General features: G+C 69.7%; 16 protein-coding genes. 8 read left to right on the forward strand and 8 right to left on the reverse strand.

All coding sequences use genetic code 11. The features are described 5' to 3' along the window. Positions 1-281: 281 nt before the first annotated feature. Entirely contained in the window at positions 282-1,718 is a 1,437-nt protein-coding gene (locus ACFRCG_RS26770; protein ID WP_380035934.1) for an FAD-dependent monooxygenase, read from the forward strand. A 270-nt stretch (positions 1,719-1,988) separates the two neighbouring features. Here ACFRCG_RS26770 and ACFRCG_RS26775 read toward each other — a convergent pair whose 3' ends face one another. Together ACFRCG_RS26775 and ACFRCG_RS26780 are read right to left on the reverse strand one after the other, a co-directional pair. Then, positions 1,989-2,540, reverse strand: coding sequence for a nuclear transport factor 2 family protein (locus tag ACFRCG_RS26775; RefSeq protein WP_380035937.1), 552 nt, complete (start codon positions 2,538-2,540; stop codon positions 1,989-1,991). Positions 2,541-3,298: 758 nt separating this feature from the next. Continuing rightward, complete coding sequence (locus tag ACFRCG_RS26780; protein WP_380035940.1) at positions 3,299-3,763, reverse strand: SRPBCC domain-containing protein; 465 nt, start codon at positions 3,761-3,763, stop codon at positions 3,299-3,301. Between the two features lie 4,539 nt (positions 3,764-8,302). Here ACFRCG_RS26780 and ACFRCG_RS26785 point away from each other — a divergent pair. After that, entirely contained in the window at positions 8,303-8,791 is a 489-nt protein-coding gene (locus ACFRCG_RS26785; RefSeq protein ID WP_380035942.1) for a winged helix-turn-helix domain-containing protein, read from the forward strand. A 297-nt stretch (positions 8,792-9,088) separates the two neighbouring features. After that, positions 9,089-9,457, forward strand: coding sequence for a hypothetical protein (locus ACFRCG_RS26790; RefSeq protein ID WP_380035945.1), 369 nt, complete (start codon positions 9,089-9,091; stop codon positions 9,455-9,457). Here the strand turns inward: ACFRCG_RS26790 and ACFRCG_RS26795 are convergent. Then, positions 9,391-9,777 carry a hypothetical protein gene (locus tag ACFRCG_RS26795; protein WP_380035948.1) on the reverse strand — a complete coding sequence of 129 codons (387 nt, stop codon included), beginning with the start codon at positions 9,775-9,777 and terminating at the stop codon, positions 9,391-9,393. The genes ACFRCG_RS26790 and ACFRCG_RS26795 overlap by 67 nt on opposite strands. Before the next feature lie 643 nt (positions 9,778-10,420). On the opposite strand from ACFRCG_RS26795, the gene ACFRCG_RS26800 reads away from it, so the two are divergent. Beyond that, entirely contained in the window at positions 10,421-11,248 is an 828-nt protein-coding gene (locus tag ACFRCG_RS26800; protein WP_126636840.1) for a ParA family protein, read from the forward strand. Beyond that, positions 11,248-12,639, forward strand: a complete 1,392-nt coding sequence (locus tag ACFRCG_RS26805; protein WP_380035952.1) for a hypothetical protein — start codon at positions 11,248-11,250, stop codon at positions 12,637-12,639. Before ACFRCG_RS26800 ends, ACFRCG_RS26805 begins: the two co-directional genes overlap by 1 nt. A 358-nt stretch (positions 12,640-12,997) precedes the next feature. Here the strand turns inward: ACFRCG_RS26805 and ACFRCG_RS26810 are convergent, their stop codons facing one another. Next, a complete protein-coding gene (locus ACFRCG_RS26810; protein WP_380035954.1) occupies positions 12,998-14,899 on the reverse strand; it encodes a hypothetical protein in 1,902 nt (633 codons plus the stop codon). Between the two features lie 328 nt (positions 14,900-15,227). Further along, the gene (locus ACFRCG_RS26815) at positions 15,228-15,695 is read right to left on the reverse strand and encodes a hypothetical protein (RefSeq protein WP_020554288.1); all 468 of its coding nucleotides are present in this window, start codon (positions 15,693-15,695) and stop codon (positions 15,228-15,230) included. A gap of 1,179 nt (positions 15,696-16,874) precedes the next feature. Between ACFRCG_RS26815 and ACFRCG_RS26820 the strand changes: the two genes are divergently transcribed. Beyond that, positions 16,875-17,609, forward strand: coding sequence for an HAD family hydrolase (locus ACFRCG_RS26820; RefSeq protein ID WP_380035957.1), 735 nt, complete (start codon positions 16,875-16,877; stop codon positions 17,607-17,609). A gap of 344 nt (positions 17,610-17,953) precedes the next feature. Here the strand turns inward: ACFRCG_RS26820 and dnaN are convergent, their stop codons facing one another. Further along, positions 17,954-19,132, reverse strand: coding sequence for a DNA polymerase III subunit beta (gene dnaN / locus ACFRCG_RS26825; RefSeq protein ID WP_380035960.1), 1,179 nt, complete (start codon positions 19,130-19,132; stop codon positions 17,954-17,956). Positions 19,133-19,540: 408 nt separating this feature from the next. Further along, the gene (locus tag ACFRCG_RS26830) at positions 19,541-20,869 is read right to left on the reverse strand and encodes an amidohydrolase family protein (protein WP_380035963.1); all 1,329 of its coding nucleotides are present in this window, start codon (positions 20,867-20,869) and stop codon (positions 19,541-19,543) included. 75 nt (positions 20,870-20,944) lie between these two features. Between ACFRCG_RS26830 and ACFRCG_RS26835 the strand changes: the two genes are divergently transcribed. After that, positions 20,945-21,472: a MarR family winged helix-turn-helix transcriptional regulator gene (locus ACFRCG_RS26835; protein WP_380035966.1), complete on the forward strand. Its 528-nt coding sequence runs from the start codon at positions 20,945-20,947 to the stop codon at positions 21,470-21,472. A gap of 86 nt (positions 21,473-21,558) precedes the next feature. Here ACFRCG_RS26835 and ACFRCG_RS26840 read toward each other — a convergent pair whose 3' ends face one another. Then, complete coding sequence (locus ACFRCG_RS26840; protein WP_380035969.1) at positions 21,559-22,629, reverse strand: DUF4328 domain-containing protein; 1,071 nt, start codon at positions 22,627-22,629, stop codon at positions 21,559-21,561. Between the two features lie 242 nt (positions 22,630-22,871). On the opposite strand from ACFRCG_RS26840, the gene ACFRCG_RS26845 reads away from it, so the two are divergent. Then, the gene (locus ACFRCG_RS26845) at positions 22,872-23,522 is read left to right on the forward strand and encodes a hypothetical protein (protein WP_380035972.1); all 651 of its coding nucleotides are present in this window, start codon (positions 22,872-22,874) and stop codon (positions 23,520-23,522) included. The last annotated feature ends 36 nt before the right edge of the window (positions 23,523-23,558 follow it).

Below are 23,558 nucleotides of genomic sequence, written 5' to 3' on the forward strand. Positions count from 1 at the left end.
ACATGCTTTCCGTGGTGGACGGGGTTGCGGGCCGCCCTTAACCCCGACCAACCGAACCGTGACAAATTGGACTCACTCACCCCCCCCGCCGTGGCCCGACATCCTGCGATGCCGGGCCACGGAGCGTTCGGTCCAGGCACAAAAAAGGGGCGAGGAGAGATCCCATCCCTCTCCCTGCCCTCTTCAACATATAGCGCCCCCGGGGCCTTGCGGCAAGGCCCCGGCCACGCCGCAGAATGACCCACCCGGCCGGAATCCAATCTCGTGAAATGGGCGTTGTGATGATTGACGTGATCGTGGTCGGCGGTGGACCCACCGGTCTGATGTTGGCAGCCGAACTGCGGCTGCACGATGTGTACACGGTCGTCCTGGAGCGGTCGGCCGAGCCGTCCGACCACTCCCGAGGACGCGGACTGCACACCCGGAGCGTCGAGATCATGGACCAGCGCGGCCTGCTGGACCGATTCCTCGCCGTCGGTAACAAGTTCTCGACCGGCGCTTTCTTCGGCGGCATCCACAAGAAGTGGCCGGAACGGCTCGACACAGCGCACCCGTACGGCCTCACCGTCCCGCAGCCCGTCACCGAACGTCTGCTCACCGAACACGCCCTCGCACTCGGCGCGGAGATCCGGCGCGACCACGAAGTGGTCGACGTACGCCAGGACAACGACCGAGTGACCGTCGAGACAGTCGACGGAACGTTTCTGCACGCACGCTACGTCGTCGGATGCGACGGCGGGCGCAGCACGGTACGCAAGCGACTCGGGATCGCCTTTCCCGGCGAGCCCTCCACCATCGAAACGCTGCTGGGGGACATGGAGGCAGCCGACGACCCGGCGACGATCGCCGCCATCGTCACGGAAGTCCGCAAGACGCAGTTGCGGTTCGGCGCCATCCCCGACACAGAGGGGCAAAGTGGCGTATATCGCTTCGTGGTACCCGCCGAGGGGGTGGCCGAAGACCGCAGAACACCGACCTTCGAGGAGTTCAAGCAGCGACTACGCGACGTCGCGGGCACCGACTTCGGCGTGCACTCGCCCCGCCACCTGTCCAGGATCGGCGACGCGACACGGCAGGCCGCGCACTACCGGGTCGGCCGGGTACTACTCGCCGGCGACGCGGCGCACATCCACCCGCCGACCGGCGGACAGGGGCTCAACCTCGGCATCCAGGACGCGTTCAACCTCGGATGGAAGCTGGCCGCCGAGGTCCAGGGCCGGGCACCGCGGGGGCTGCTGGACACCTACCACGCCGAACGCCACCCGGTCGGCGCGAGCGTCCTGGACAACACCCGCGCACAGATGACCCTCCTCGGGACCGAACCGGGTACCGCCGCGCTGCGGAACCTGCTCTCGAGGCTGTTGGACTGCGAGGAGGCAAACCGCTACCTGACCGGGATCACCACCGCCGTCGACATCCGCTACGACGTCGGCGAGGAGGGCCACGAACTGCTCGGCCGCCGACTGCGGGACGTCGAACTCGAACAAGGCCGCCTCTACGAACATATGCACCGAGGTCGCGGCCTACTGCTCGACCGTACCGGCCGGCTGTCCGTGACGGGCTGGACGGATCGGGTAGACCACGTCATCGACCCAGGCAAGGAACCCGACGTACCGGCAGCGCTGCTGCGCCCCGACGGCCACGTGGTGTGGGTCGGCGACGACCAACGCGAACTACTCCGCCGCCTGCCCAAGTGGTTCGGCGCAGCCACGGACTGACCAGCCCACCGGCCGGCAGGCGAAGGGAACCCGCAGCTCGGCCCACCCCGGGAAAGGCCCAGGACAGGCCAACCAACCGATGTACGGACAGCGGTATCTCGCGACGTTTCCGAAGTCGCACGCCGCCACCCGACACCGAGGAGGCAGGAGGCAGGAGACGGGAAGCGGCGGCACGCAAAGGCCCGAGCACAGTACGCCAGACGAGCACCCACCCAGCAACACGCACGCTGCCGCCGTACGACACCACACCCCACCGCCCGTGAACGACAGTCAAGACGCTTTCATCTCTCCCTCCCCCTCCCCCTCTCCCTCGCCCTCCACTTCCACCTCGACCTCCAGCGCAGCCATCACGTCCCTCTCCGAGCCCGAACCCGGCGACCAGCCCAAGCCCGCCAAGGGCGTGGTGTCGAGATACCGCACCTCATAGACCCGCTCCGCGAACTTCCACCCATCCGAGGTACGCCGGTAGCGATCGCGATAGAGGGAGTAGTTCAACCCGGACCTGCCATCACGCATACGCCCAAGCTCCTGCACGTACACACGGCCGGACGCCGCATCGCCGTCCAACTGGATCGCGCCAGGGTGCACGGTCTGCACGAAGAACTCCCACGCGCCCTGCAACCGCTCGCTCCCGGCGCGGATCTCCCGCCGACCGCGCAACTCCAGGTGGGCCTCGGGAATCCGCCACACCCCGTCGTCCGCGAACAGCGACGCCAGGCGGTCGTAGTCGCGCATCATCACGGCATCGGTGAACTCGCCCCACAACGCGGCGATTTCGATGCGATCGGCGATGCTCTCAAGCTTCCGGTCGAGGTCTCTCATCGTTCTCCTCCATAGCCCTTTCGGACTTCGCGGACGATGTGACGTTCCAACCGATATGACAAAATAAGCCGCCCAAATGTCAGGCGGCGAACGCAGCCGACGTTGCGGCACAGCGCCAACGGCAGAACCATCCCAAGGAGCCCCCGAAACCCCGTTGAGCACGATCGTCGGCCCCATCTGCCCCGACCTGCCCGGCTCGACCCAGACCCGACATGAGCCCCACGTGAGCGGATGGATCCCCGAGCCACTACCCGACGCACCTGATCCGGACCTTCCAACAGGCATGGAAAGCCACGGACTTAACCGCCGCCCTGATCACCCTCCGTCCCCCCGCCCACCACCTGCACAACCGCCGGCAACAGCCTGGTCACCATGACTGCCGCCCCAACCCAGTCCCGCAGGACGACATCCCAATCCTGCGAACCGCGCTCTACGACGACGTGCGCAACGACTCGTGAGCGCAGGGCCGACCATGGCGGCCTCTAACGCCCGATTCGCAAGATTCGTGGCTCGCGGTCAACGACAACGAGCCCGGGTTCGTCCCGTTCTCCGTGGTGGACCTCACCCTCGTCGGCCTCCTGACCCAAGACTGGAAGCCCAACTCGCAGACATAGCCCACCACCCCGAGCCGAACAGCCCACCCCACGGCCCGGCTCGGCCGGCCCCAGCAACGCAATCCGCTCCACACACCTCACACCCACAATCACCCACCGCAGGGCCAATGTCCGCAAAGGACGGAAGGCGGCAGCCAGGCGCAACTACCCCCGCCGTCCTGCCAAAACGTCATCAAGGTGAGGCAGAACATGGTGGGCCCAAGCCTCGTCATGCCGCTCGGCCGCGCCCTGGTCGTAGAAACCGATATGCGTCAGACGCAGCCGCGTCCCACCCCCCTCCACAGCGGCCGCCAACTCGACGGTGACAACGGTTTCGGCTCCTGCGGTGCCTGCGGCGCCGGTAACCCAGGTCAATTCGACTAGCCGATAGGGCTCCAGGACCAGGAACCGACCGTAGTGGGGGTGAAGTTCGCTCTCGTGCCGAGTCACGAACACGTAGGGCTCACCGACAACGGCCCGCATGCGAATCAGGCCCGGCTCAGCGAACCAGGTATCGAACCCCTCGGTCCACGCCCGATACACCACCTCCGGCGCCGCCCGCATCACACGTTCGACGGTCAGCCCATACGGACGCGCGCTGAGATCGGGGCGAGGGAGGGCGCTGCTCACGATGGGTTCTCCTCATTCGAGGTGCACTTCGAAATCATCCGGCCGCCCGGTGAAAAGCCAGTCGGCAGGGACAGCCGCCATCGGCGCACGAATCCCGCTCACATGCTCATATCACCAATCAGTCGGGCAAAAACCCACAACAACCGCCCCACGCCCACCCGACCCACGACCTCGCCGACCGGCGCACCAAGACGCATGGCAATACTGGCCGAGCACGCCGTTTGCCCCCGCCGAAGCAAGCCGCTGACCTGCACCGATGCCACAGACGGCGTTCTAACGGCCAAAAAAGATCATGTGCATCGGATCATACCGGCCAGTAAGACTTCGTGGCTTACCAGCGAATTTCTGCAAATGCCCAGGTCAGACGGGGTGCCAACAGCAACGACGGCCAAATCCCCACTCAGCGCGCCCGTGGCCGGCAACGAACGGCCCGCCACGGCGCCCGAACTCGGAGCGTCGTCCTGTCAAGGAACCTGCATCGAACACACGACGCACGACCCATCAACCGCGAGCATGGATCCGCAAAGTGATCCGAACACTCCGGCGCAGCCACCCTCGCCGAGTCCCCAGCGAAGCACCCAGCGCGCCACAGCCAAAGTTCCACACAGCAGGCTCGGTCATCCCTGGCCGGCAGAAGTCCTCACCCTGGCAGGCCCGTACAGAGACGTAGCCGACCGGCCGCACGGGGAACAACGCATCGACGCGCCCAACGACTCACCAAGTCGGACTTCTGCATCGCAGACACCTTGCCCGAGCGATTCCCTGATCCCGATGGCTCCTCCCAAAACCACACCAGCTGATTCAGGCCCGGCAGCCGCTCATTCGACCCGATCAAACAGCACTCAAGCGAACAGGTTCCGGTGGGGGAGCGGAGGCCAGAACACGAATGGCACTGCCCGGCATCCACACAACAGCCCCGGATGGCACGACAACCCAAAGCCGCCGACGCCAAGCTCACCTACCACCAGAGCGGTCCCGGACCCTCCGGGGGACCACTCTCGGCACACCACCACCCAGAGGCGTGGCCACCAAAGCCCACGTTGTCGCGCACATAGCACGCGAACCTGCTTCACCAAACCCACCCACGGCACCCGCCGAAACCACCTCTTCGGCAACCAGCTCGACGTATGAACAGCACCAGACGACGATTGATGGACCCCACACCGCCCCACGCGATCCAACGCTCGGCACCACCACGCATGACGGCAGCGAGCGTTGAGCGAAAGAGCACCTCACCATCCGAGTGCCGGCTATCAGGCCTGGGAACCACAACCGCCCTACGTCATCTCCACCCAAGGAGCGTTTCCGTAGCCGTGCCGTCGTGACGCCCCACCCGTGCCGCATCCACGGGACACGAAGTCATGGCATCCCATCAAGGCATGCTCGGCAGCCCGCACGGCTGCGAGCGTCAAGTGATCTTCTCGCTGATGGCCCCGCGAGCCGAGACGACATCTGGCCTGACCCCAAGATCATCACCGCCGACAACACGACTCAACCTTCGCTGGATCGGCGCTCCGGCGACCGCGAAGGCGGATGGGAGCCAGGGACTTCGCAACCTTGACGTCAGCTTTCCGACTAGTGTTCCACAGTGCGGCGAGCCGTTCTCATGTACCAAGTATCAGTCTCTGACCTGCGAATTTCACAAGTTCACAACTCATGCAACGCAAGATGTTCGGCATCATGTAGCACCCACTGCACGCTAACTCGCACGGGTAAGTGTCCCTTGAGATGTGCGCAAGATTGTTTCTTAGACTGCATGGAAGCAGGTTCGGAGATGTGCAACGCAACATGTGTGTTCTATCGCAACGGAAGAAGTTCGTGGACTTGCAACACTAAAACGGCGGCTGTACGGGCGGGTGTGCGGGTGTCTGTTGCGGCGGGTGTTCGGGCGTATGGATGGGCGTACCTCTGTATGGGCGGATCTACGGTCGGATCGATGGATGGCTAGCTCTATCTGCGAACGGCTCGATGGCTCTGTGTTTGTTCGTATGGATCGTTGAATGTGCGGGTGTGTCTACGGGCGCATGGCTGTACGGATGGATCAGTGCATCGATGTCGCAACGGGTGTTGGTGTGGGTGTTGCTGTGTTCGGATGACTGGGCGGATGTTGAGATGGGTGGGCGGATCTATGGGTGGACGAACGAAACGATGACTGTGTAGAGCAAACAACGGACGTGCAGATGGATCTATCGCTGGGTGCACGGCTCTGTGTACGGGTGGACAGAGCGGTGTGTGAATGGGTGGGCAGATCGATCGGCGGACGTGCAGGCGGGCGTTGCTCTGGGCGCATCGATGGGTGGTCGGCTGGATCTGCGGGTGGATCTATGGCCGGACCCGTGGGCGGAACGATGGCTGGATGGCTCTGCGGGTGGCTCGAACTACGGGCGTACCGGTGGTCGGCCGTACGTACGTGTGGAGGGGTGGACGGGTAGGCGGACAGGCGGCCGGAGCGAACGAACGGCGGGCCGGTCGGCGTGCGGAACCCTGGGTGTTCCCGTGTGCGGAACGATGCGCAGGCGTTCGGTCGGACGGAGCGATCGCTCGACGGTCGGACGGACGGGTGGTCCTGCGGGCGGGCCGTTCTACGTTCGTATCGTCAGACGGGCGGCCGGAGCAGTGGGCGTTTCGGTGCAGCGGCGGGTGGGCGGGTGGCCGATCGGCTGTGTCGGCGGGTGGGCCGATCGGTCTGTCCACGAACCGCGCGGTGGGCGGCCGAATCTCCGGGCGGGCCTGCCTTGGGGCCGGTCTGCCTGTGGTGCGCTCCGACACTCCCACACACGATCCGACCACGTTCCACCGGGCGGGCAAAGCTACGGAACGCTCAGACCACGGCACGCACGAAGGCTCCATGAACGAACGCGCAGGCGTGCGGACACGACAACGACTCGGCATGCGGTCGCAACACGCGATGCAACACTGGGTGGATCCGTGGCCGGGACAGCCTCTCAGCGGCTCTGTGACGGGATGTCCGGGCGGTAGGCACACACGATCAAACGAGCGCACGTACGGCGGCTCTCGGGGCCGACAGGGCGATCCGGCGAACATCCGGCGGCACGACGGCACATAGGACGTGCGGTCCGAACGGCGCCTTACACGCCGCTCCTCACCTGCCCTGCCCCACCGCCCTCCCACACGAGACACCCCCGATGGGCAAACACGACGCCTGGCACGCGAGTGGCCGCCCGACTTCCCGCACCTCCATCGGCGGATGCGCGCCCGCCCGTACCGCCCGGCGCACAACACCGCCCGCCACAGCGCGGACGGACCGGAGACCGACCACCCGGACGACCGAGGCCACCTGGGCCACCGGGACCGCACGGCAGGCTGCCTGACGTAGAGCGGGCCGACCGGACGGGGCGAGCGCGCAAGGTTGCGTCAGGACGGACTGGCCGAAGCTCCGGGTCGGGCCCTGTTGATACGGGTGCGTCGGACGGCCGGGTCAGGCCACGTCGCGATGGCTGGGCCCGAGCGGGCGCGGACGACTCGGCGGAGTGCGGCAGGCGGGTCCGTCTGCTCAGCCGGGCCGGGCGGACCCGACGAGCGGATGCGGTCGGCCGAATGTTGCTGGCACGGCGTGACGTGGCACGGAGCGGCGCGGTCAGCGCGGCATAGCGCCTGACGGCACTGCGCGGAACGGCGCGGCACGCGGCACCTGACGGCACGGCACGGCGCGGAACGGCGCGGCACGGCGCGGCACGGCACGCGGCGCCTGACGGCACGGCGCGGCACGGTCAGCTGGTCCTCGACGTAGCGAGTAGCGCTCGGCGAACGGCAGACAGCGGTGTGATCCGTCGCGCCGTCTGGGACAGCGATACCCCATCAGTGCGCCCGATGCGAGGCGATCAAGAGGCAGCCGGCAGGAGGGAGTTGGTGCTGACACCAGCACGCAACGGGCGTGGCCTCGTCAGGGCGAGCGGGCGACGAGGTTGGCCTGTGTCACGGCGAGCGGCCGGCGAGCAAGGGGCGGCGGCCACCCGGGCCGGCAGGCAAGCAGGCGATCCATGGGTCAGGGGCGCGTAGGCCGAGCGGGCAGGCCAGGACGCAAGAGGCGGCACACGCGGCCCAAGGGCGGGCGGCCCAAGGACACACAGGTCGGGGACACACAGGTCGGGGACACGCAAGTGCGAAGCGGCGGGTTGGGCACGGCTCGGCGAAGGCAGCAGGGCGGGCTCCGACGGGCTCAGCTCGACGGGCTCAGCGAACGCGACGGCCTCGGCCCGACGGGCCCAGCTCGGCAGAACAGGGCAGGGCGGACCCGGCTCGGCCCGGCAGGGCAAAGGCAAGGGTGAACTCCGCTCGGCGATGCAGGGCGAGGCCGGGTGTTCGTGGTCTGGGGGCTCGGTTGGCTTGGTGGGGTGGGGATGTGGGCTGCCTGGACGGGTAGATCCGAAGTTCTGCTCCGCCAAAGGGACGCGAGTGTTCAAGATCGGTTTGTGACGACCGACCTGGAGACCCCCCTGACCGCACCCTACTGAGGTTTCCGGGTCCGGTTGACGGTGTGTCAAATAGGGGCATACCCGTTTTTTAGGGAATTCGGGGATGTCCCCGGCGGAGCGGGAGCGCCGGGAGAAGTCGCGGTTGCCGGCGGCTGGTTGGTTCGCGGAGGGCGTGTCGCAGGCCGAGGTGGCACGCAAGTCGGGTGTGTCGCCGCAGGCGGTGTCGGTGTGGCATCGCGCATGGCTGGACGGTGGGGTGGACGCGTTGCGCTCGGCCGGGCCGCCGGGTACCCACCGGCGGATGTCGGACGAGGGGTTCGCCGAGGTTGCGGCGGTGCCGGAGGCCGGTCCGGAGGCGGCGGGGTTCACGGGGCAGATCCGGACGCTCGCGCGGGTCGGGCGGGTGATCACGCAGGTCACCGGGGTCGTGTACGCGTCGCCGTCCGGCGTGTGGCGACTGTTGAGAGCGCACGGTTGGTCGCGTCAGCGGCCGGCCCGGCGTGCGTTGGAACGGGACGAGGAGGCGGTGACGACCTGGAGGAGCACGGTGTGGCCCCGAGTGGAACCACCGCGGAGCGGACCGGTGTGGTGATCGTGTTCGCGGACGAGACGGCTTTGTCGCTGCCGCCGCCGGTCCGCGCGACGTGGGCCCGCACGGCCGCACCCCGACCCTGCGGGTGCGGATGGGGACCGGGAACCGGCCCGGGACAGCGACTTCCTGACCGACACCGTCTGGATCACCGGCTCCACACCCGTGCCATGCGGCATGTCGCGCCCCACCGTCCAGCGGTCCGACCTGTGGGCAGGGCCGGCTACCGCTACTGCGGCTCCCGCTCCTGGTTCTTCCGGGGCCTATGTCTGTCTGTACCCGGTGTGCACGTCGACCGGCATGCCGATCCTGTGGGCGCCGGACAACCCGAAGATCGACGGGCGCGAGGTCCTGGCCGCGATGTTCGAAGCGGACGCCGAGCTGGGCATCGAGTTGCCGAGACCGTCGTTCAAGCGCGAGAGGCAGCGGTTCGGCGAGCCGATGCTCAAGAAGGTCCGCCAACTTGTCGACTCGGTCAACGACACCCTCAAAGGCCTGCTCGACCTGGAACAACACGGCGGCCGGACCTTCGAGGGCGTCGCGAGTCAACCGCTCGCTGATCGCCTTCGACCACTGATCGGGGACGACATCGGCCTTCTCGATCACCCGGCCGGCATGCCGCCGTGGGGGCTGTTGACCACCATGGGCAACGACCCTTCAACGAGGTAAGGGTGTTCGGGGAAGTAGTCGATGTGGAGGTGACCGCCGTCCTCGGCGGTGGCCATGGCATGCAGGTTGTCCGCGAGGATTTCCCTGGCCTCGTGATCACCGCTGATCACAAGGACCCGCCGTGAGGCGTCGAGTGCGATCCGAACCCCGGGGCCGGAAGCCGGCCTGACTTCGACCCCCGCCAAGGCGTCGCCGTCCAGCGGTGACGTGGAACCGATGAAGCCGTCGCCCCCGGCCACCGCGCTCGCCAGAGCGGCCAGTTCTTGCGCAGAAGCAGTGAGATCCACTTCGCCGAACGTGGGATCGGAAACCAGTCGCACGGGCGGTAGTCCTTCGAGGTCGGGCCTCCATGATGCCGCTGGAGATCGCCTGCCCTGCTCTCACCCCCGCAAGACGATCCGACGCGACCGGGGGCATCGGAGCCACTCGTCCGGGCGGTGGAAGCAGGGGGCGGGGATTCGGGGGCGGGGGTGCTGCGGACCCGTGCGGTGAGGCCCGAGGCACTGAAGCCGGGGCGCCGGGCCGAGGCGTCGGGGTCGGAGCACCGCGACCGAGGCGCCGCGGTCGCGAGGGGGTGTCTCGATATGTCGTACAGGTGGTTCGGAGAACGAGAGGTTAGGGGGAATTGGTGCGCCAAAAGAGTCTGTTGGGGTCGTAGATCGGGCCGACCAAACGGGTTAACCGGGACATACGGGTGGGTTTTCCGAGTGTCACAGTGAATTTTGGGATTCCGCTGCTAACCTGACAGACAAAACTTAGGTCGGACCCCTCAAGGACACCTTGGAGGTTCTGCCCGCTAGATCCTGGTTCGTTGCGCTTTCGGGCTTCCGGCGGAAGTATCGAGCAGCTATCCCGGAGGTACGTCGTCTTCCCTGTCAGGTTCAGTGGACGGCTCTGACAGGCCACCGGGCGGGACCCCGGCTCACGCAGGCGTTCGGCCGCTCTACTCCGAGAGGACGCGCGATGGGTGCAGTTGTGGCGGTGGCCAGCCAGAAGGGGGGTCCCGGGAAGACGACGACGACGGTGAACCTCGCGAGCGCTCTGGCCATCAACGGCTTTCACGCCCTGGTGGTCGACCTCGAGCCGCAGGCGCAGGCCGGGGTCGCCCTCGGTGTGGTGCCACAGCCTCAGCGCTCGGTCGGTTTCGCGCTCTACGCCCAGCTGAACGGCATGACGCCCGACGTGCCGGAGATGATCTTCGACCGCAGCGAACTGCTCAAGTCGTTCGAGACAACCGGCAGCCTCAGCCTCTTCGGCTCGGTGCAGAGCACGATGGTCGACGCCGAGCGCAAGATCGCCGGGATGGACTTCTCCACCACCGGGATCCTCCGCCGCATCCTCGAGCCGATCCGCCGGACTCCGACGATCATCCTGATCGACACGCCGCCCAGCGTGAGCGCCCTGTCCGCCGTCGCGCTCGCCGCCGCCGACTTCGTGGTCGCGGTGTGCGAACCGCTGTACGCGACCGTCCAGGGCGCCGCCGTGATCAAGGGGCTGACCGCCGCCACCTCCGAGCGCACCCTCGGCGAGTGTGAGCCGCGCTTCCTCGGCACCGTGATCAACAAGGCCAACGCCCCGTCCCGGCGCACCAGCGAGGACGACCAGGTCGAGCAGCGGCTGGCCGACTACGGCCTCGATCCCTTCCAGACGCAGATCCGCCGGGACAGCCGGATCTCGCAGGCGTACGAGATCGGGCGCCCCGTCTGCATAGAGCAACCGAACATCGCCGCGAGCGTTGCCTATACCGAGCTGGCCATCGAACTGTTCGACCGTGTGAAGCAGGCCGTCTGATGACCGACGAGAAGCCCGTGCCCAAGTCCAAGGCAAAAGCGAGGAAGGCACCCGCCGTTCAGTCGTCCGTCCTGGCGGCGGCGCTGCAGGACGCCATGAACGGCAGCTTCCTGAACTCGGGCACCGACTCGACGGCCGCGCTGCTGGCCCAGATGGGCGGCGGCAGTGGCGGTGGTTCCGGGACCACGTCCTCGGGGCCGCCGTTCAAGACCGCCGCGGCGGCTGTACCGGCACCGGCGGCCGAGCCCGAGCCCGAGCCGGAGCCGGTCCCCGAGGAGGCGGCGGCCCCTGCCGCGGCCGACGCGGCACCCGACTCCGCGACGGCGCCCGAGCCCGAGCCGGCGGTTGAGCCCGAGCCGGCGGTTGAGCCCGAGCCGGTACACGCCGCTGCCGCGCCCGTCGTCGAGGCCGCGCCGGCGAGCGCGGAGCCGGCTCCGGTGGTGGAGCACGTGGCGGACCCGAAGCCGGTGGTGGCTTCGGAATCGGTGCAGGCGTCGACTCCGGAACCGGAATTCGCGCGCGTGGCGGCGCCCACGGCTGCGGCCTCGGTTTCGGTCTCCTCCGTGCCTGCCGAAGTGTCGACTCCCCGACCTCGGCGGGAAGTCGAACCCGACGAGGAGCCCCTGCTCGTGCAGTTGGCGCGGCTCGAGGTGGCCCGCGAGGAGTCGGCCGCAGCGCCGACGCCGCGGTCCGCGCCGCGGTCGGAGCCGGCCTCGACCCCGGCTCAGGCTCCGGCCGCGCAGGCGGAGCGGACGTCGGACCGGGCCGCCGAGCCCGCGCCCCGAGCGGCCGCTCCGGCTCGGGCCGCCTCGTCCGCCCAGCCCGCGAAGGCGTCCGCGCCCGCGAAGGCCGCCTCGGCTCCGCGTGCTTCCCGGCGCAGCGCTCCCGCGCCCGCCGCGCCGGCTCCGGTCGCCGCCGGCTCCGCCGACGAGCAGTCGGCGCATGCCGCGCTCCTGGAGAGCTTTCTCGACGCGCGGATAAACTCCAAGGGTTGGGAAACCTGGGGATTCCGGCTCCTGCCCGACGTGAAGGCGCGTCTGGGCAAGCGGCTCACCGCCGACAAACGTTCGTCGCAGAATCGACGTCTGGCGCTGGGGCACTACCTCAACGCCGCGTTGCTGGAGCTTCCCGAGGACAACGACGAGCAGATCGAGATGATCCGCTCGTTCCTGCGGGCCAGGGGCGGTATCACCGACCCCAGCCAGTCCTCCAGCTACCGGGTCAGCCCGGCCGTGTACGAACTCGCCCGCGATCTCGACACCGAGTTGACGGCGACGGAGAAGCGCGGTCTGGTCGTGTACCTGTTCTCGGCCGCCGTCGAACTGTTCCTCGAACGCCTCGACGCCGAGGGCGCCCTCGGCCGCCCCGAGATCTTCTCGCCCCAGCAGTAATCCGCCGCCGGCGGGCGTGGAGGACTTCCGGTCCCCCGCGCCCGCCGGCGGCGTTTTCGCGTACGGGGCCGGGGGGTCGGGGCGGAGTCGAGGGACGCGGCAGGCCGATCCCCATCCGGCGACGGTCGAACTTCGCTCCCGGTGACGGCCGTACCCGTACCCGAGTCCGCGTGGCCTGCCCGTCGCCCGCGCGTTGCCGGGGCATGTTGCCGCCGCGTCGGCCCCGAACACCCCGTCCGATTCGTTCTGTTCGCCGGAATTTCAGGTGGGCCCGCCAGTCGCCGAGTCGCTGAGCGGCCTTCCTGCGGCCTCGCCGTCCGCCGGCCATCGATCAACCCGCCGGCGGCTCCACGGGCGCTCAGAACGCCCTCCGAAGCGCTCCGGAGGCCCGTTCGGCGGCCTTGGCGGCGGCCTCCCGATCCTCGCGGCAGTCGGCGCACACCCCGTCGGCCCGCAGGCCCCGGACCGCCCGGTCGCAGTCGTCGCAGGTCCCGATCGGCGCCGGCGCGGCCACCCGGTGGGCCGTCGTACCGACCGCCGCCATCGCCGTGCTCGGCTCCCGCCCCGTCCGGGCCCGGTGCGCCGCCCGCCGGTCCGCGCCGAACCGCTCGTCCGCCGCGGCCCGCCGATCCTGGTCCCGCCGGGCGCAGTTGCGGCAGGCGAAGGGGTCGCCCGCCACGCCCGCCCCGGGACCGGCCGTGGGCAGCCACAGGCGGCCGTCCTCGCAGTTCGGATCGGCGCACCCGCGCCGGGCCAGTCCGCGGCCGCCCAGCCAGCCCATCGGGCTGCGTACGGGGCCTTCCTGGGTCCGCCAGCGATCCGCCAGCCGGGCGAAGACCCGGTCCGCGTCGCCGACTTCGGCCACGGCGCGATCCACCAGCGCCGCCGCCACGACCCGCTGGCCGGTGCTCATCCGGTCCACCAGCGGCCCGATTCCGGCGAACGCCCGCGCAGCGGTCGGGGAGATGGTGGTCCGCCGGTTCGGGACCGTCACGTGTCGCGATCGACGGGGTTCCGCCGCAGGCGCCTCGTTCGCCGGGGGTGTCGTGGAGCCGGTTCGGGCGTTGTTCGCGGGCTCGGGCACGTCTACCGACGGGAGCGCCCTGCGGGCGGAACCCCCTCGGGAAGCCGCGTTCGTCTGTAGGTCAATCGGAGTGTCTTCCTTATACGTGACGGAGGTCCGAACCCCCTGCGGACCCGACGTCCATTGACCCTCCGCACCTGGGTTTTGAGCTGCCGAAATGCCGTTCTCCGACGGCTCGAACGAGGTTCGGACGACGGTTCGCGAGGCACCCTCGGACGGTGGCCCGGCAGGCGTTTCGACAACCCTGTTGACGGTTGATCCGAGGGTCGGGAACACCCCTGTTCCGCCGCCCACGTGGAAGACCGCCCCGAGGACGACCGGACGGTCGGACCGCGAGTCCGCCGAGGTCTCCCCCACCGCTCCCACCGCTCCCAGCACTCCCGCCGAGTCGGTCTCGTCCGTCCCCTCGTCCGCCTCGTCCGCCTCGGTCGCCGCACCGGCCGCACCGGCCTCGGCGATCGACTCGTCGTCGCTCCCGGGTTCGAACGGCCGGAGCGGGACCATCATGTTCCGCCCCTGCCACCCCTCCCGGCGGCCCACCTCGACCCAGCCCCATCGCTCCAGGTCGGACACCACGGCGCGGGCGGCGCGCACACTCACCGGCTCACCGATCCGGCGGCCCGACTGGTGGCGCAGCACGTCGGCGAGTTCGGCGTAGGTCAGGTGGTGGCCGCGGGCGCGGGCGTAGCTGATGACGGCGTACGCCCGGGCATGCCGGTGTGGCACCGCGCCCAGGAGCGCGACGGGCACCATCACCCACGGCTCGCCCTTTTCCGGGGCGCGCAGGCGGCGTACGGCCGAGGTTCCGGTGCCGGAGGGCTTGGTGCGGCGGACCACGGTCAGTTCCTCGCCGGCGGTGAGCTGCTTCTGCGCGGCGTACAGGGACGACGGGGCCTTGAGCGCGATGCGGCCGTCGGCCTGGGTGACCGAGCGTACGGTCAGGCCCAGGTAGCGGGCGATGGTGGTCAGGTCGGCGATGCAGCCGGGCTGGTTCGGGCCGGCGGCCAGGTGGCCGACCTTGGCGGCGAAGACGAAGGCCAGGTCGCTGTACGCCTCGCCGGTCACCACACGCAGCGGGACCTTGACCGAGGCGCGGCGGACCGAGTCCGGCATGGTCGGGTCGATGCCGCGGGCGCCGCTGACCCGAACTCGGGCCGCACGCAAGGCGGCACGCACCCGAGCCTGCATCGTGAATCCAGAGGATTCGGGCACACTTGAAGAGGGCAAGGACCTGGCTGAAGACAGCACTGGGCCTGCCTCGGGGATCGCAGGTATGATCTGCTCCTGAAGCTGGTGAAGAGAAAGAGGTATGGGCGACCCGACCGTTCGGCGCGTGGAAGTACCGGAACGGCTGGGTCTCACTGTTCGGTTGTGTAAGCGGCCGGCAGGCCTCCTTTCTCCGACGGCGCCCCTAGGGGCGCTGAGCTGCGAGCGAGTGGACTAGGGCTGGACTCCTAGGCCACTCGCTCTGCTTTTGCGGACTTTTGACGGCGTTGCCCGGCGCTCAGGCCGCACCATGCCGTCGTCCGACCTGTTCCTGTTCGGCCGCCAGGGCGCGCAGGGCCTGCTGAGCCCACGCGCCGAGGGTGAGGTACTGGTACGGCGTGTTCTCCTCGACGAACCGCAGTGCGAGTGCGGCGTGTTCACTGGGTCGAACGGCCAGGTCGGCGCCCGAGGGGTGGACGTAGAGGCCGGTCATCGGGTCGACGTCGGCGAGGTCGCCGACGCGTGAGTGTTCGATGGCCAGGTGCTCCCAGAGGCGCAGGCGTTGTGGCGTGTTGCGCGCATAGTTCTCACCCGGCCAGCTGATCCTTCGCAGGGCCTCGAAGGTGAGCAGGGGCAATACATCGCTGGGCGAGAGCACCGTCGGGTGCAGCACGTTTCGGTCCCGTGCCTCGTAGCCCACCTTGCTGGGCAGACCCGCGATGGCCGCGAGCCTTGCCACGGTCCAACGCTCCCGGGAAGTGGCCATGACCGTCCTTTCGTGTCAACGACCGAAGCCTATCGCGATCTCCGGCAAATAACTTCCTGTCAGGAGAGTCGGCGTGTCGCTCGTTGCAGTGAAGCCGGCACAACAATGGCGCAAAAGCCCAGAAAATCAGGCATTGCCGTCGTGTTCGATCTGCATGTTGGAAGATCCGCCCGCCCGCCCATCTCCTGTCACGCATGAATACCCAGGCGTCGAGTGTGTGTTCCGTCGCGTGATCCAGTGCTCGATCGAGCGTGGGTTCCGCCGTTCGGACCATCGCGAGAGCGACCGTGCGACCGATCGTGCGATCCGCCGCGACGCCCACTGCGGGGCCCGTCGTGAGAGCCGTTGTGAGAGCCGTCGCCGGAGCCATCGGCGGCTCCAGCGCGCGAGCCGCAGTTCCGCCCACTGCTCCGGCCGGCCGCCCACGACACCGCGCGTCCGTCGTTCGTGCCGCACACCCGCCCGCACACCCGCCCGTACAGCGCTGCGGATTGACGAACACGTTGGGCTGCAATGTGCCGGACATATCAAAGGACATCTCACCGCACAGCAGCACGCACAGATCCCGCTGCGGTTCGCCGGACAGCTTGCCATGCAAGTTGCAGGTCAAAGGCTATTTGAGGGCGCTGTGGAAATGGCTCGATGAAGTGGTGTGAGGGTTCGGCGAAGGCGCTTCCGAAGGCCTGAGAGAGGCATTGTGGCGGAAGTGAAAATCATCTTAAAAGGTGGTGAAGCCGGCTTTTGTAGTCATTGGGAAGAGGGAGAAGGGCCGGCCCGGGGAAGACGTGGTGGAAGGGAGGGGTGGGGTACGTCGGACCGACGAGACGGTTGGGCTGCCCTGTGGTGGGGTGGCTCGGCGTTGGCTGCGGGACTTGAGGGGTGGGGTGGGCGGTTGTGTGGTCGGGAGGAGGTGCGGCCTCCGGGGTGGGCGGGGGTGAGTGGTGGGTGTGGTTTGGCGATGTGCCCGGGGGAGGGCGTGCGGCGATTTCGGCGCCGAAGGTTGTGCCCCCGCCGCCGAAGGACCGGTTGGTTGTGTTCGGATGCCCTCCTTCGTTGTGTTCGTTCGCCCCGTTGCTGGACGTTTTCCGACCGCGATCGGGCCGGCGGGCCCGTGGCGGGTGAGCGGATGCGATGCTCTGGGCAGGGCCGCGTGGGGTGGTCGGGAGGATCGGAGTGCTGATGGCGACTGGTGGATTCGGCCCCCGGCTGGTGTTGTGGGACATCGATCACACCCTGATCGACGGTGGCAAGGTGTCGCGGCGGGCGTACGCGGCCGCGTTTCGGCAGGTGGCCGGGCGGGCTCTGGAACAACCGTGGCAATTCGACGGTCGCACCGAGATGGCTGCGGCGAGCGAGGTCCTGCGGCTGCACGGGTTGTCGCCCGAGGATGGCCTGTTGGCTGCTTTCCTGGACCTGATCGTTGCGGAACTACGGCAGCGTGAAGCCGAGTTGGCGGCGGAGGGGCGGGTGTTGGCGGGGGCGCTGGAGGCTTTGACGGCGCTGGGCACGATGCCCGATGTGCGGCAGTCGGTGCTGACCGGCAACCTGTACGCGCTCGCCGTATTGAAGATGAACGTCTTCGGGCTGGCCGACCACGTGGACTTCCGGGTCGGTGCGTACGGCGAGGACGCCTATGAGCGAATCGACCTGCCGGCCCGGGCGTTCGCGCGGACCGAGGAGCACCTGGGCCGGCGGCACGTGGGCGCCGACACCGTGATCGTCGGCGACACCCTGCGCGACGTGGCCACGGCCCGCGCGGCGGGCGCGCGGTCCGTGGCGGTGGCGACCGGCTTGACGAGCGCTGCCGCGCTGAAGGCGGCGGGCGCCGATGTCGTCCTCACCAACCTCGCCGACACGGAGGAGGTGCTGAGCGCACTGCTGGGCGGGCGCCCGGGTCGCGGCTCGGACGGGTGACGGCGGGCGAGGCGGTGCTGGGGCGGGCGGGCCCGCGCGGACGGGGCGTTGAGTGCACTACCCGGTGAGGACTCGACTCGGGTCGAGGCTTTGTGGCGAACCGGTGAGGCGGCGAGGGGGCGGTGGGGCGTACTTACGTGCGCGGACGAGGTGTTGAGTGCGCTGCCTGGTGAGGGCTGGGCCTGGGGTCGGGCTTGGTGACGGTGGGTGGGGTGGTGGTGGGCTGGGCTTGCGTTCGGGGCCGAAGCGGTGGGTTGGCTGCTTGGCGGGACCCGGTTTGGGGCGAACCCTGTGGTGGTGGCGTGGGCGTCCCTATATAGGGGAGTGGGTGTGGTGCCTGTTGGTCAGGTGCTGCGCATTGGCATCAGTAGGTAGCGGTAGTCCTGGGTGTCTTGGGTGTCTTGGGTGTTCGTTGGTGATGGGGCCTCTGTGAGTACGGTGGGCTTGGTTGGTGTGCTGAAGAGCATTCGGGCGGTTGGGGTGCGGAGGGCGGTCAGGCCGTCCAGGAGGTGGGACGGGTTGAAGGCGGACCTGGTGGGGTCGCCCGTCAGGTGTACCGGGACCGTTGCGCCCGCCTCGGCCTCGTCGGTGGTGCCGGCCTCGACCCGCAGGGCGTCGTGTTCGAACGTCAGGCGGATGGGCGCGTTGCGGGTGACCACGAGGGATACCCGCCGTACCGCCTCGATCAGCGCCGCCGTGTCGATGGTCGCCACGGCGGTGGTCTCGTTGTCGAACAGCCGGTCGTAGCGCGGGAACTCGTAGTCGAGCAGCCGCGTGGTGGCCTGCCGTCCGGCGGTGATCAGCCCGAGCAGGCCGCGGCGGCCGGCCTCCGGGCCGAGGGCCAGGCGCAGGTCCGCGCCGGCGTCCGGGTTGCGGGCGAGTTCGGCGAGGACCCGGGCCGGGACCAGGGCGGTGCGGGCGGGGTCCTCGGTGATGGGCTGCCAGGGCATGCGGCGGACCGCGAGGCGATATCGATCGGTGGCGGCCAGGACGAGCGAGTCGTGGGTCAGGTGGAGTCGGACGGCGGTGAGTACGGGCACGCTCTCGTCCCGGGACGCCGCGATCGTCACCTGCGCGACGGCCTCGGCGAAGGTGGTAGCGCCCGCCATCCCCACGGTCTCCGGGAGCAGCGGGGTGGCCGGATAGTCGGTCGGGGCCGTCAGGGGCAGCGCGAAGTAGGCGCCGGCGCAGGTCAGTCGGGCCCGACTCGCCGGGGACGGCGACGACGACCTGGTCACCCTTCTCGCGTCGACCGTGAGGTCCACCGGGTGCTCGCGGGGCAGGGATCGGGCGATCTCGGCGAGCAGTCGTCCCGGAACGAGGATCCGCCCGGGGCGGGCGACCTCGGCCGGGACCTCGATCCCGGTCGAGACCTCGTAGTTGTACGCGGAGATCGTGAGCGTGCCGCCGTCCGCCTCGAGTCGGAACGCGGCGAGGGCGGGGACGACCGGCCGGGCGGGCAGGGCGCGAACGGCCCAGGCGATGCCCTCGACGAGGCGGTCGCGTGTTATTCGAACCTTCACAACGGGCCCTTTCCGAGAACTCGACGAGGAGGATGGTCGCGTGGTGATCGAATATCTGTTCGATTCCAGGAAGGGCGACACTACCGGGGCGCTCGGACAGCGCGCCCGGATCTCGGCGAATCTCGGCGGATCGTGGTGATTTGAGGTAGGGGGGTGGCGAAGGTGGGGCCCGGCTGGGCGATTTGCTCGGCCGAGTGACTGCTCGCCCGGGCGATTGCTCGGCGCGCCCGGGCCGCGCCGGCACGACCAGGCCCCACCGGTCCGTGCGGACTCGGATGGGGCCTGTCGGCGGGTGGCCTTCGGAGTACGCGTCCCTCGGGTTGCCGCTCGGGTGGCGGCGGCCCCCGGGACCGCCGTGTGCGGGGCGGTCAACGTGTGGGGCAGGTCGAACAAGGTCGCGCCGCGTCGTCAGATCGCGGCCGCCGCGTGTTCGGCGGCCGTCCGTGCGGCGGTGACGGCCTCGATGCGCGCGGGGTGGGTGAGCCGGCCCGCCCGCTTGACCGTGCGGCCCGCGACCAGGACCGTGTCGACGTTGCCCGGATGCGCCGACGCCACCACCGCGCCCGCCGGGTCGTGTGCGGCGCCGACCATGTTGACGGTGTCCGTGCGCAGCAGGACCAGGTCCGCCTGCTTGCCGACGGCCAGTGATCCGATCCGGTCGGCCAGACCCAGCGCGGCGGCGCCGCCGATGGTCGCCATGCGCAGTACGTCGGCCGCGAACAGCCGTGTCCCGTCGGCGAGTTGGCTGGTCAGCAGGGCGGCCCGAAGCAGCGAGAACATGTCGCCCGGGGTACTGGTGACCACGTCCACGCCGAGCCCGGTGACCAGGCCCAGGGCGCGGGCCCGGTTGATCATCGGCGCGCCGTGTCCCATCTGCGCCTCGATGGCCGGCGCGATCGAGAGCGCCCCGCCCGAATCGGCGATCATCGCGAGTTCGTCGTCGGGCAGCGAGTTGCCGTGGACGTACAGCGTGCGCGCGTTGAGCAGGTCGCGCTCGCGCAGCGCCTCGATGGGCCGGCGGGCGACGGGGCCGCTGCCGACGTGTACGGCCAGCGGGATGTCGAGGTCGGCGGCCAGCCGCCAGTCCTCCTCGACGAGTTCGATGGGGGTGTACGAGGGGCCGCCGGGGGCGAGCGCGAGGGTGACCAGGTCGTCGGGGCCGTCCCCGGCGAACAGGCGTTCGCGCAGGTCGCGGACCTGCCGCGGATCGCGGGCGGCCGGGTCGAACGGCGGGTAGCCGTACCCGAACACCGCCCGGATGCCCGCCGCGCGCAGTCCGTGCACCGCCGCGTCGCCGTGTTCGGCCCGGTGCTGGACGTGGGAGAAGTCCTGGACGGTGGTGATGCCGCCGTCGAGGCATTCGAGCGCGCCGACCAGGTTGCCGGCGTATACGTCCTCGGGGCGCATCGCGGGGGAGAGCCGGCCGAGGACCAGGCCGAGGTAGTCGCCGAGGTCGCTGTCGACGGCCACCGCGCGCAGCACGGACTGCCAGACGTGGCGATGGGTGTCGACGAAGCCCGGCAGCACGATCCGCTCGCGCGCGTCGAGGACTTCGGCCCCCTCGGCGGACAGGTCGGGGCCGACGGCGGCGATCACCCCGTGCTCGATCAGGACGTCGGTGTCGGGGCGGGCGGTGACGTGCGGGTCGGTGTCGACGACGGTGCCGCCGCGGAGGAGGAGTCGGGCGGGGGCGGGGGAGGTGCGGGCGGTTGCGGGGGAGGTGGGAGCGCCGGACATGGGAGCCTCGCATCGAGTCATGTTCACTGGAAAGCTTTTTAGAAAGCTATCAGCTGTGTGTAATACGCTGTCAAGATGACCGCATCCGAGGACCGCGCGAGCGCGCTGATCAGCGCGTGGCAGGCCGAACTGCCCGACGTGCTGGATGCGACGACGGAGTTGAGCAAGCGGATCATGCTGCTCGCGGCCGACCTGGACGAGGCCACCCGCCGTGAGCTACCGGAATTCGGCCTGACCCCGGCCCAGTTCGGCGTACTGGTCGCGCTGCGGCGTGCCGGGGCGCCGTATCGGCTCAAGCCGACCGAGCTGAGTCGTGCGCTGCTGCTGTCCTCGGGCGGCACCAGCAACGTGACGAATCACCTGGTCGCGGAGGGGTTGGCCGAGCGCCTTCCGGATCAGGGCGACGGTCGGGGCACGCTGATCCGCCTGACGCCGCGCGGGGTACGGGTCGCCGAGGAGGCGGTCCGGGCGAACGCCGCCGCGCACGCCGAGGTCTGGCGCGGCGCCCCGGCGGCGGCGATCGAGGCGGCGACGCTCGCGCTGCGCGAGATCGCCGCGGCCACCGAGGCACCGCGGACCGCGGGGCGGCGGCGCGGGGCCTGACCGATCGAACATCGCTCACACAAACGGCGGGCGGACGCTGCCCGCAAGGCGGGGCGCCACTCGCAAGCCGGCCGCCGCCTGCCCGCTCAGAACGGAGCCGGTGGGTCCTTCGGACGCGGCGGGGGCGGCGGCTGGCGCGGGATCGGCGGCGCCACGGGTTGCGTCGAGTCGGGAACCGGGCCGGACGTGGCGACTTCGGGGTGGGTCGGCTGGACCGCGTACAGCGGGTGCATCGGATGCATGGGGTGCGCCGGGTGCATCGTCGGCGGCACGAGGAAGGCGTATTCGCGCTCGATCTGGAACCCGGTGATCCGGGCCACGACAGCGATGGCCATGCCGGCCGCGATGATCATCAGGAGGAAGGCCCAGCCCGCCGCGGTGTCCGCGGTGCGGTAGGACTCGTGGTAGGCGACCCACGCGTCGCTGCCGGTCATCGCGTCGCCGCCGTCGCTCTCGCGGCCGGTCAGGCCGATGGCGAGGAGGGCGTTCGCGGCGAGATAGGTCGCCCACCAGGCCCAGAGCAGCGCATGCCGCCCCGGAGTGGCGCCGCCGCGCATCGGCGCGCGGGGATCGCTGGCCTTCCAGATGTCGTGTGCGATCAGCGGCGGGAACCACAGGTTGACCACCGGGCAGAACCAGCCGCCGATCGCCCAACCGCCGGACAGGCGCTGTACGGACGGCGGGAACAGGTCGACATTGCGCCGCGCGCGATGGAACCAGACCACGAAGACCACCGCGCTCGCGACCATGGCCAGGGTCGCGAGTCCCCACCACACGGCGATGGAGTGGTTCGCCCCGTCCGAATCGGGCGCGGACCACCTGCTGCGCAACACCTGGTCGACCAGGCTCGCGCGGTGGAAGAACGCGATGGCGGCGAGCAGACAGGCGACGGCTGTGACGCCCAACAGGACGTAGAGCGCGATGGCCGGCCCGCGCAGCGACCGAAAGATCGGCTCGGGTCGAAGCCGCGGATCCCGCATCGGCGTCCCGACGGGCCCGAAGTGGGCGAAACGCGCGTCCAGGGCGGCGTCGGTGGGGGCGCCGGGCGGGGCGTACTCGCGATGGCCACAGTTGGTACAGCGATCCGGCAACGTCGATTGGGCACCGCAGGCTGAGCACAACACGAGTTCGTATCCCCCGTCGACGGTCCTCGGCACCGACCGGACGAGCCTGGCGGGCGACGGCCTCACAGCCGACCGCCCCGACCGCGCCGACGACGCCGCGTAACGGGCATCATGCCGTGAGTACCTTCCCATGTCACGATCCGGGGACCTGCGAATACGCGAGGTGATGGGCGTGGCGACAACACCGGCACACCGCACCGCGCTGTGCCGCGCAGTGCCGCGCGGCGGGGTGGGGCGTGCACAACGACACGGGTGGTTGGGGGTACGGTCGGGGGGTGATCGGGACGTGGTGGGATGTGCTGCTCGTCGGTGGGGCCTCCGGGGTCGGCAAGAGTCGGGCGGCTGCGGAACTGGCCTTGTCGGCCGGGGCGTTCGTGGTCGAGTTCGATGACGTGGTCAGTGCGGTGCAGCACATCACGACGGCCGAGGGGCATCCCGGACTGCATCTTTTCGACGGGATCGCCGATGTCGACGGGCTCGGTGCCGATCGGGTACTGGAACTCCAGGTCGCCACCGCCCGAGCGCTGGAGCCCGCCGTCGTCGGCGTGGTGCGCAATCGGCTCACCGTCGATGTCCCGGCGGTGGTCGAGGGCGACTACCTCACGCCGGCCGCCGTGGCCCAGGCCATGCGGGAGGGCGTCGAGGCCGGGCGCAGCGTGCGGGGGGTGTTCCTGCACGAGGACGACGGCGCCCGGATCGTCGCCAACTACGGCGAGCGGGAGCCGGAGGGCGGGGTCCAGGCGCAGCGGGCGGAGGTCGGCGTTCGATACTCGCGGTGGCTGGCGGAGGAGGCGGCGCGGTACGGGCTGCCCGTCGTCGAATGCCGGCCGTGGGGCACCTTGACCGAGCGGATCGGGCACGCCGTGGCCCGGGCGGCGGTGGGGAACGCGGGGCGGGTCGGGCGTTTGGGCGGTGGGGTGAGGTAGGAAGGGATGGCGGCGGCGTTCGAGCGCTTCGTGTCC

This window comes from Embleya sp. NPDC056575 (assembly GCF_042793325.1).
Taxonomy (GTDB): Bacteria; Actinomycetota; Actinomycetes; order Streptomycetales; family Streptomycetaceae; genus Embleya.

Excerpts from the sequence above, each read along its gene's own strand:
- ACFRCG_RS26770 (WP_380035934.1), top strand. The coding sequence starts at position 282 with ATGATTGACGTGATCGTGGTCGGCGGTGGACCCACCGGTCTGATGTTG.
- ACFRCG_RS26775 (WP_380035937.1), bottom strand. The coding sequence starts at position 2,540 with ATGAGAGACCTCGACCGGAAGCTTGAGAGCATCGCCGATCGCATCGAA.
- ACFRCG_RS26785 (WP_380035942.1), top strand. The coding sequence starts at position 8,303 with ATGTCCCCGGCGGAGCGGGAGCGCCGGGAGAAGTCGCGGTTGCCGGCG.
- ACFRCG_RS26790 (WP_380035945.1), top strand. The coding sequence starts at position 9,089 with ATGCCGATCCTGTGGGCGCCGGACAACCCGAAGATCGACGGGCGCGAG.
- ACFRCG_RS26800 (WP_126636840.1), top strand. The coding sequence starts at position 10,421 with ATGGGTGCAGTTGTGGCGGTGGCCAGCCAGAAGGGGGGTCCCGGGAAG.
- ACFRCG_RS26805 (WP_380035952.1), top strand. The coding sequence starts at position 11,248 with ATGACCGACGAGAAGCCCGTGCCCAAGTCCAAGGCAAAAGCGAGGAAG.
- ACFRCG_RS26815 (WP_020554288.1), bottom strand. The coding sequence starts at position 15,695 with ATGGCCACTTCCCGGGAGCGTTGGACCGTGGCAAGGCTCGCGGCCATC.
- ACFRCG_RS26820 (WP_380035957.1), top strand. The coding sequence starts at position 16,875 with ATGGCGACTGGTGGATTCGGCCCCCGGCTGGTGTTGTGGGACATCGAT.
- ACFRCG_RS26830 (WP_380035963.1), bottom strand. The coding sequence starts at position 20,869 with ATGTCCGGCGCTCCCACCTCCCCCGCAACCGCCCGCACCTCCCCCGCC.
- ACFRCG_RS26835 (WP_380035966.1), top strand. The coding sequence starts at position 20,945 with ATGACCGCATCCGAGGACCGCGCGAGCGCGCTGATCAGCGCGTGGCAG.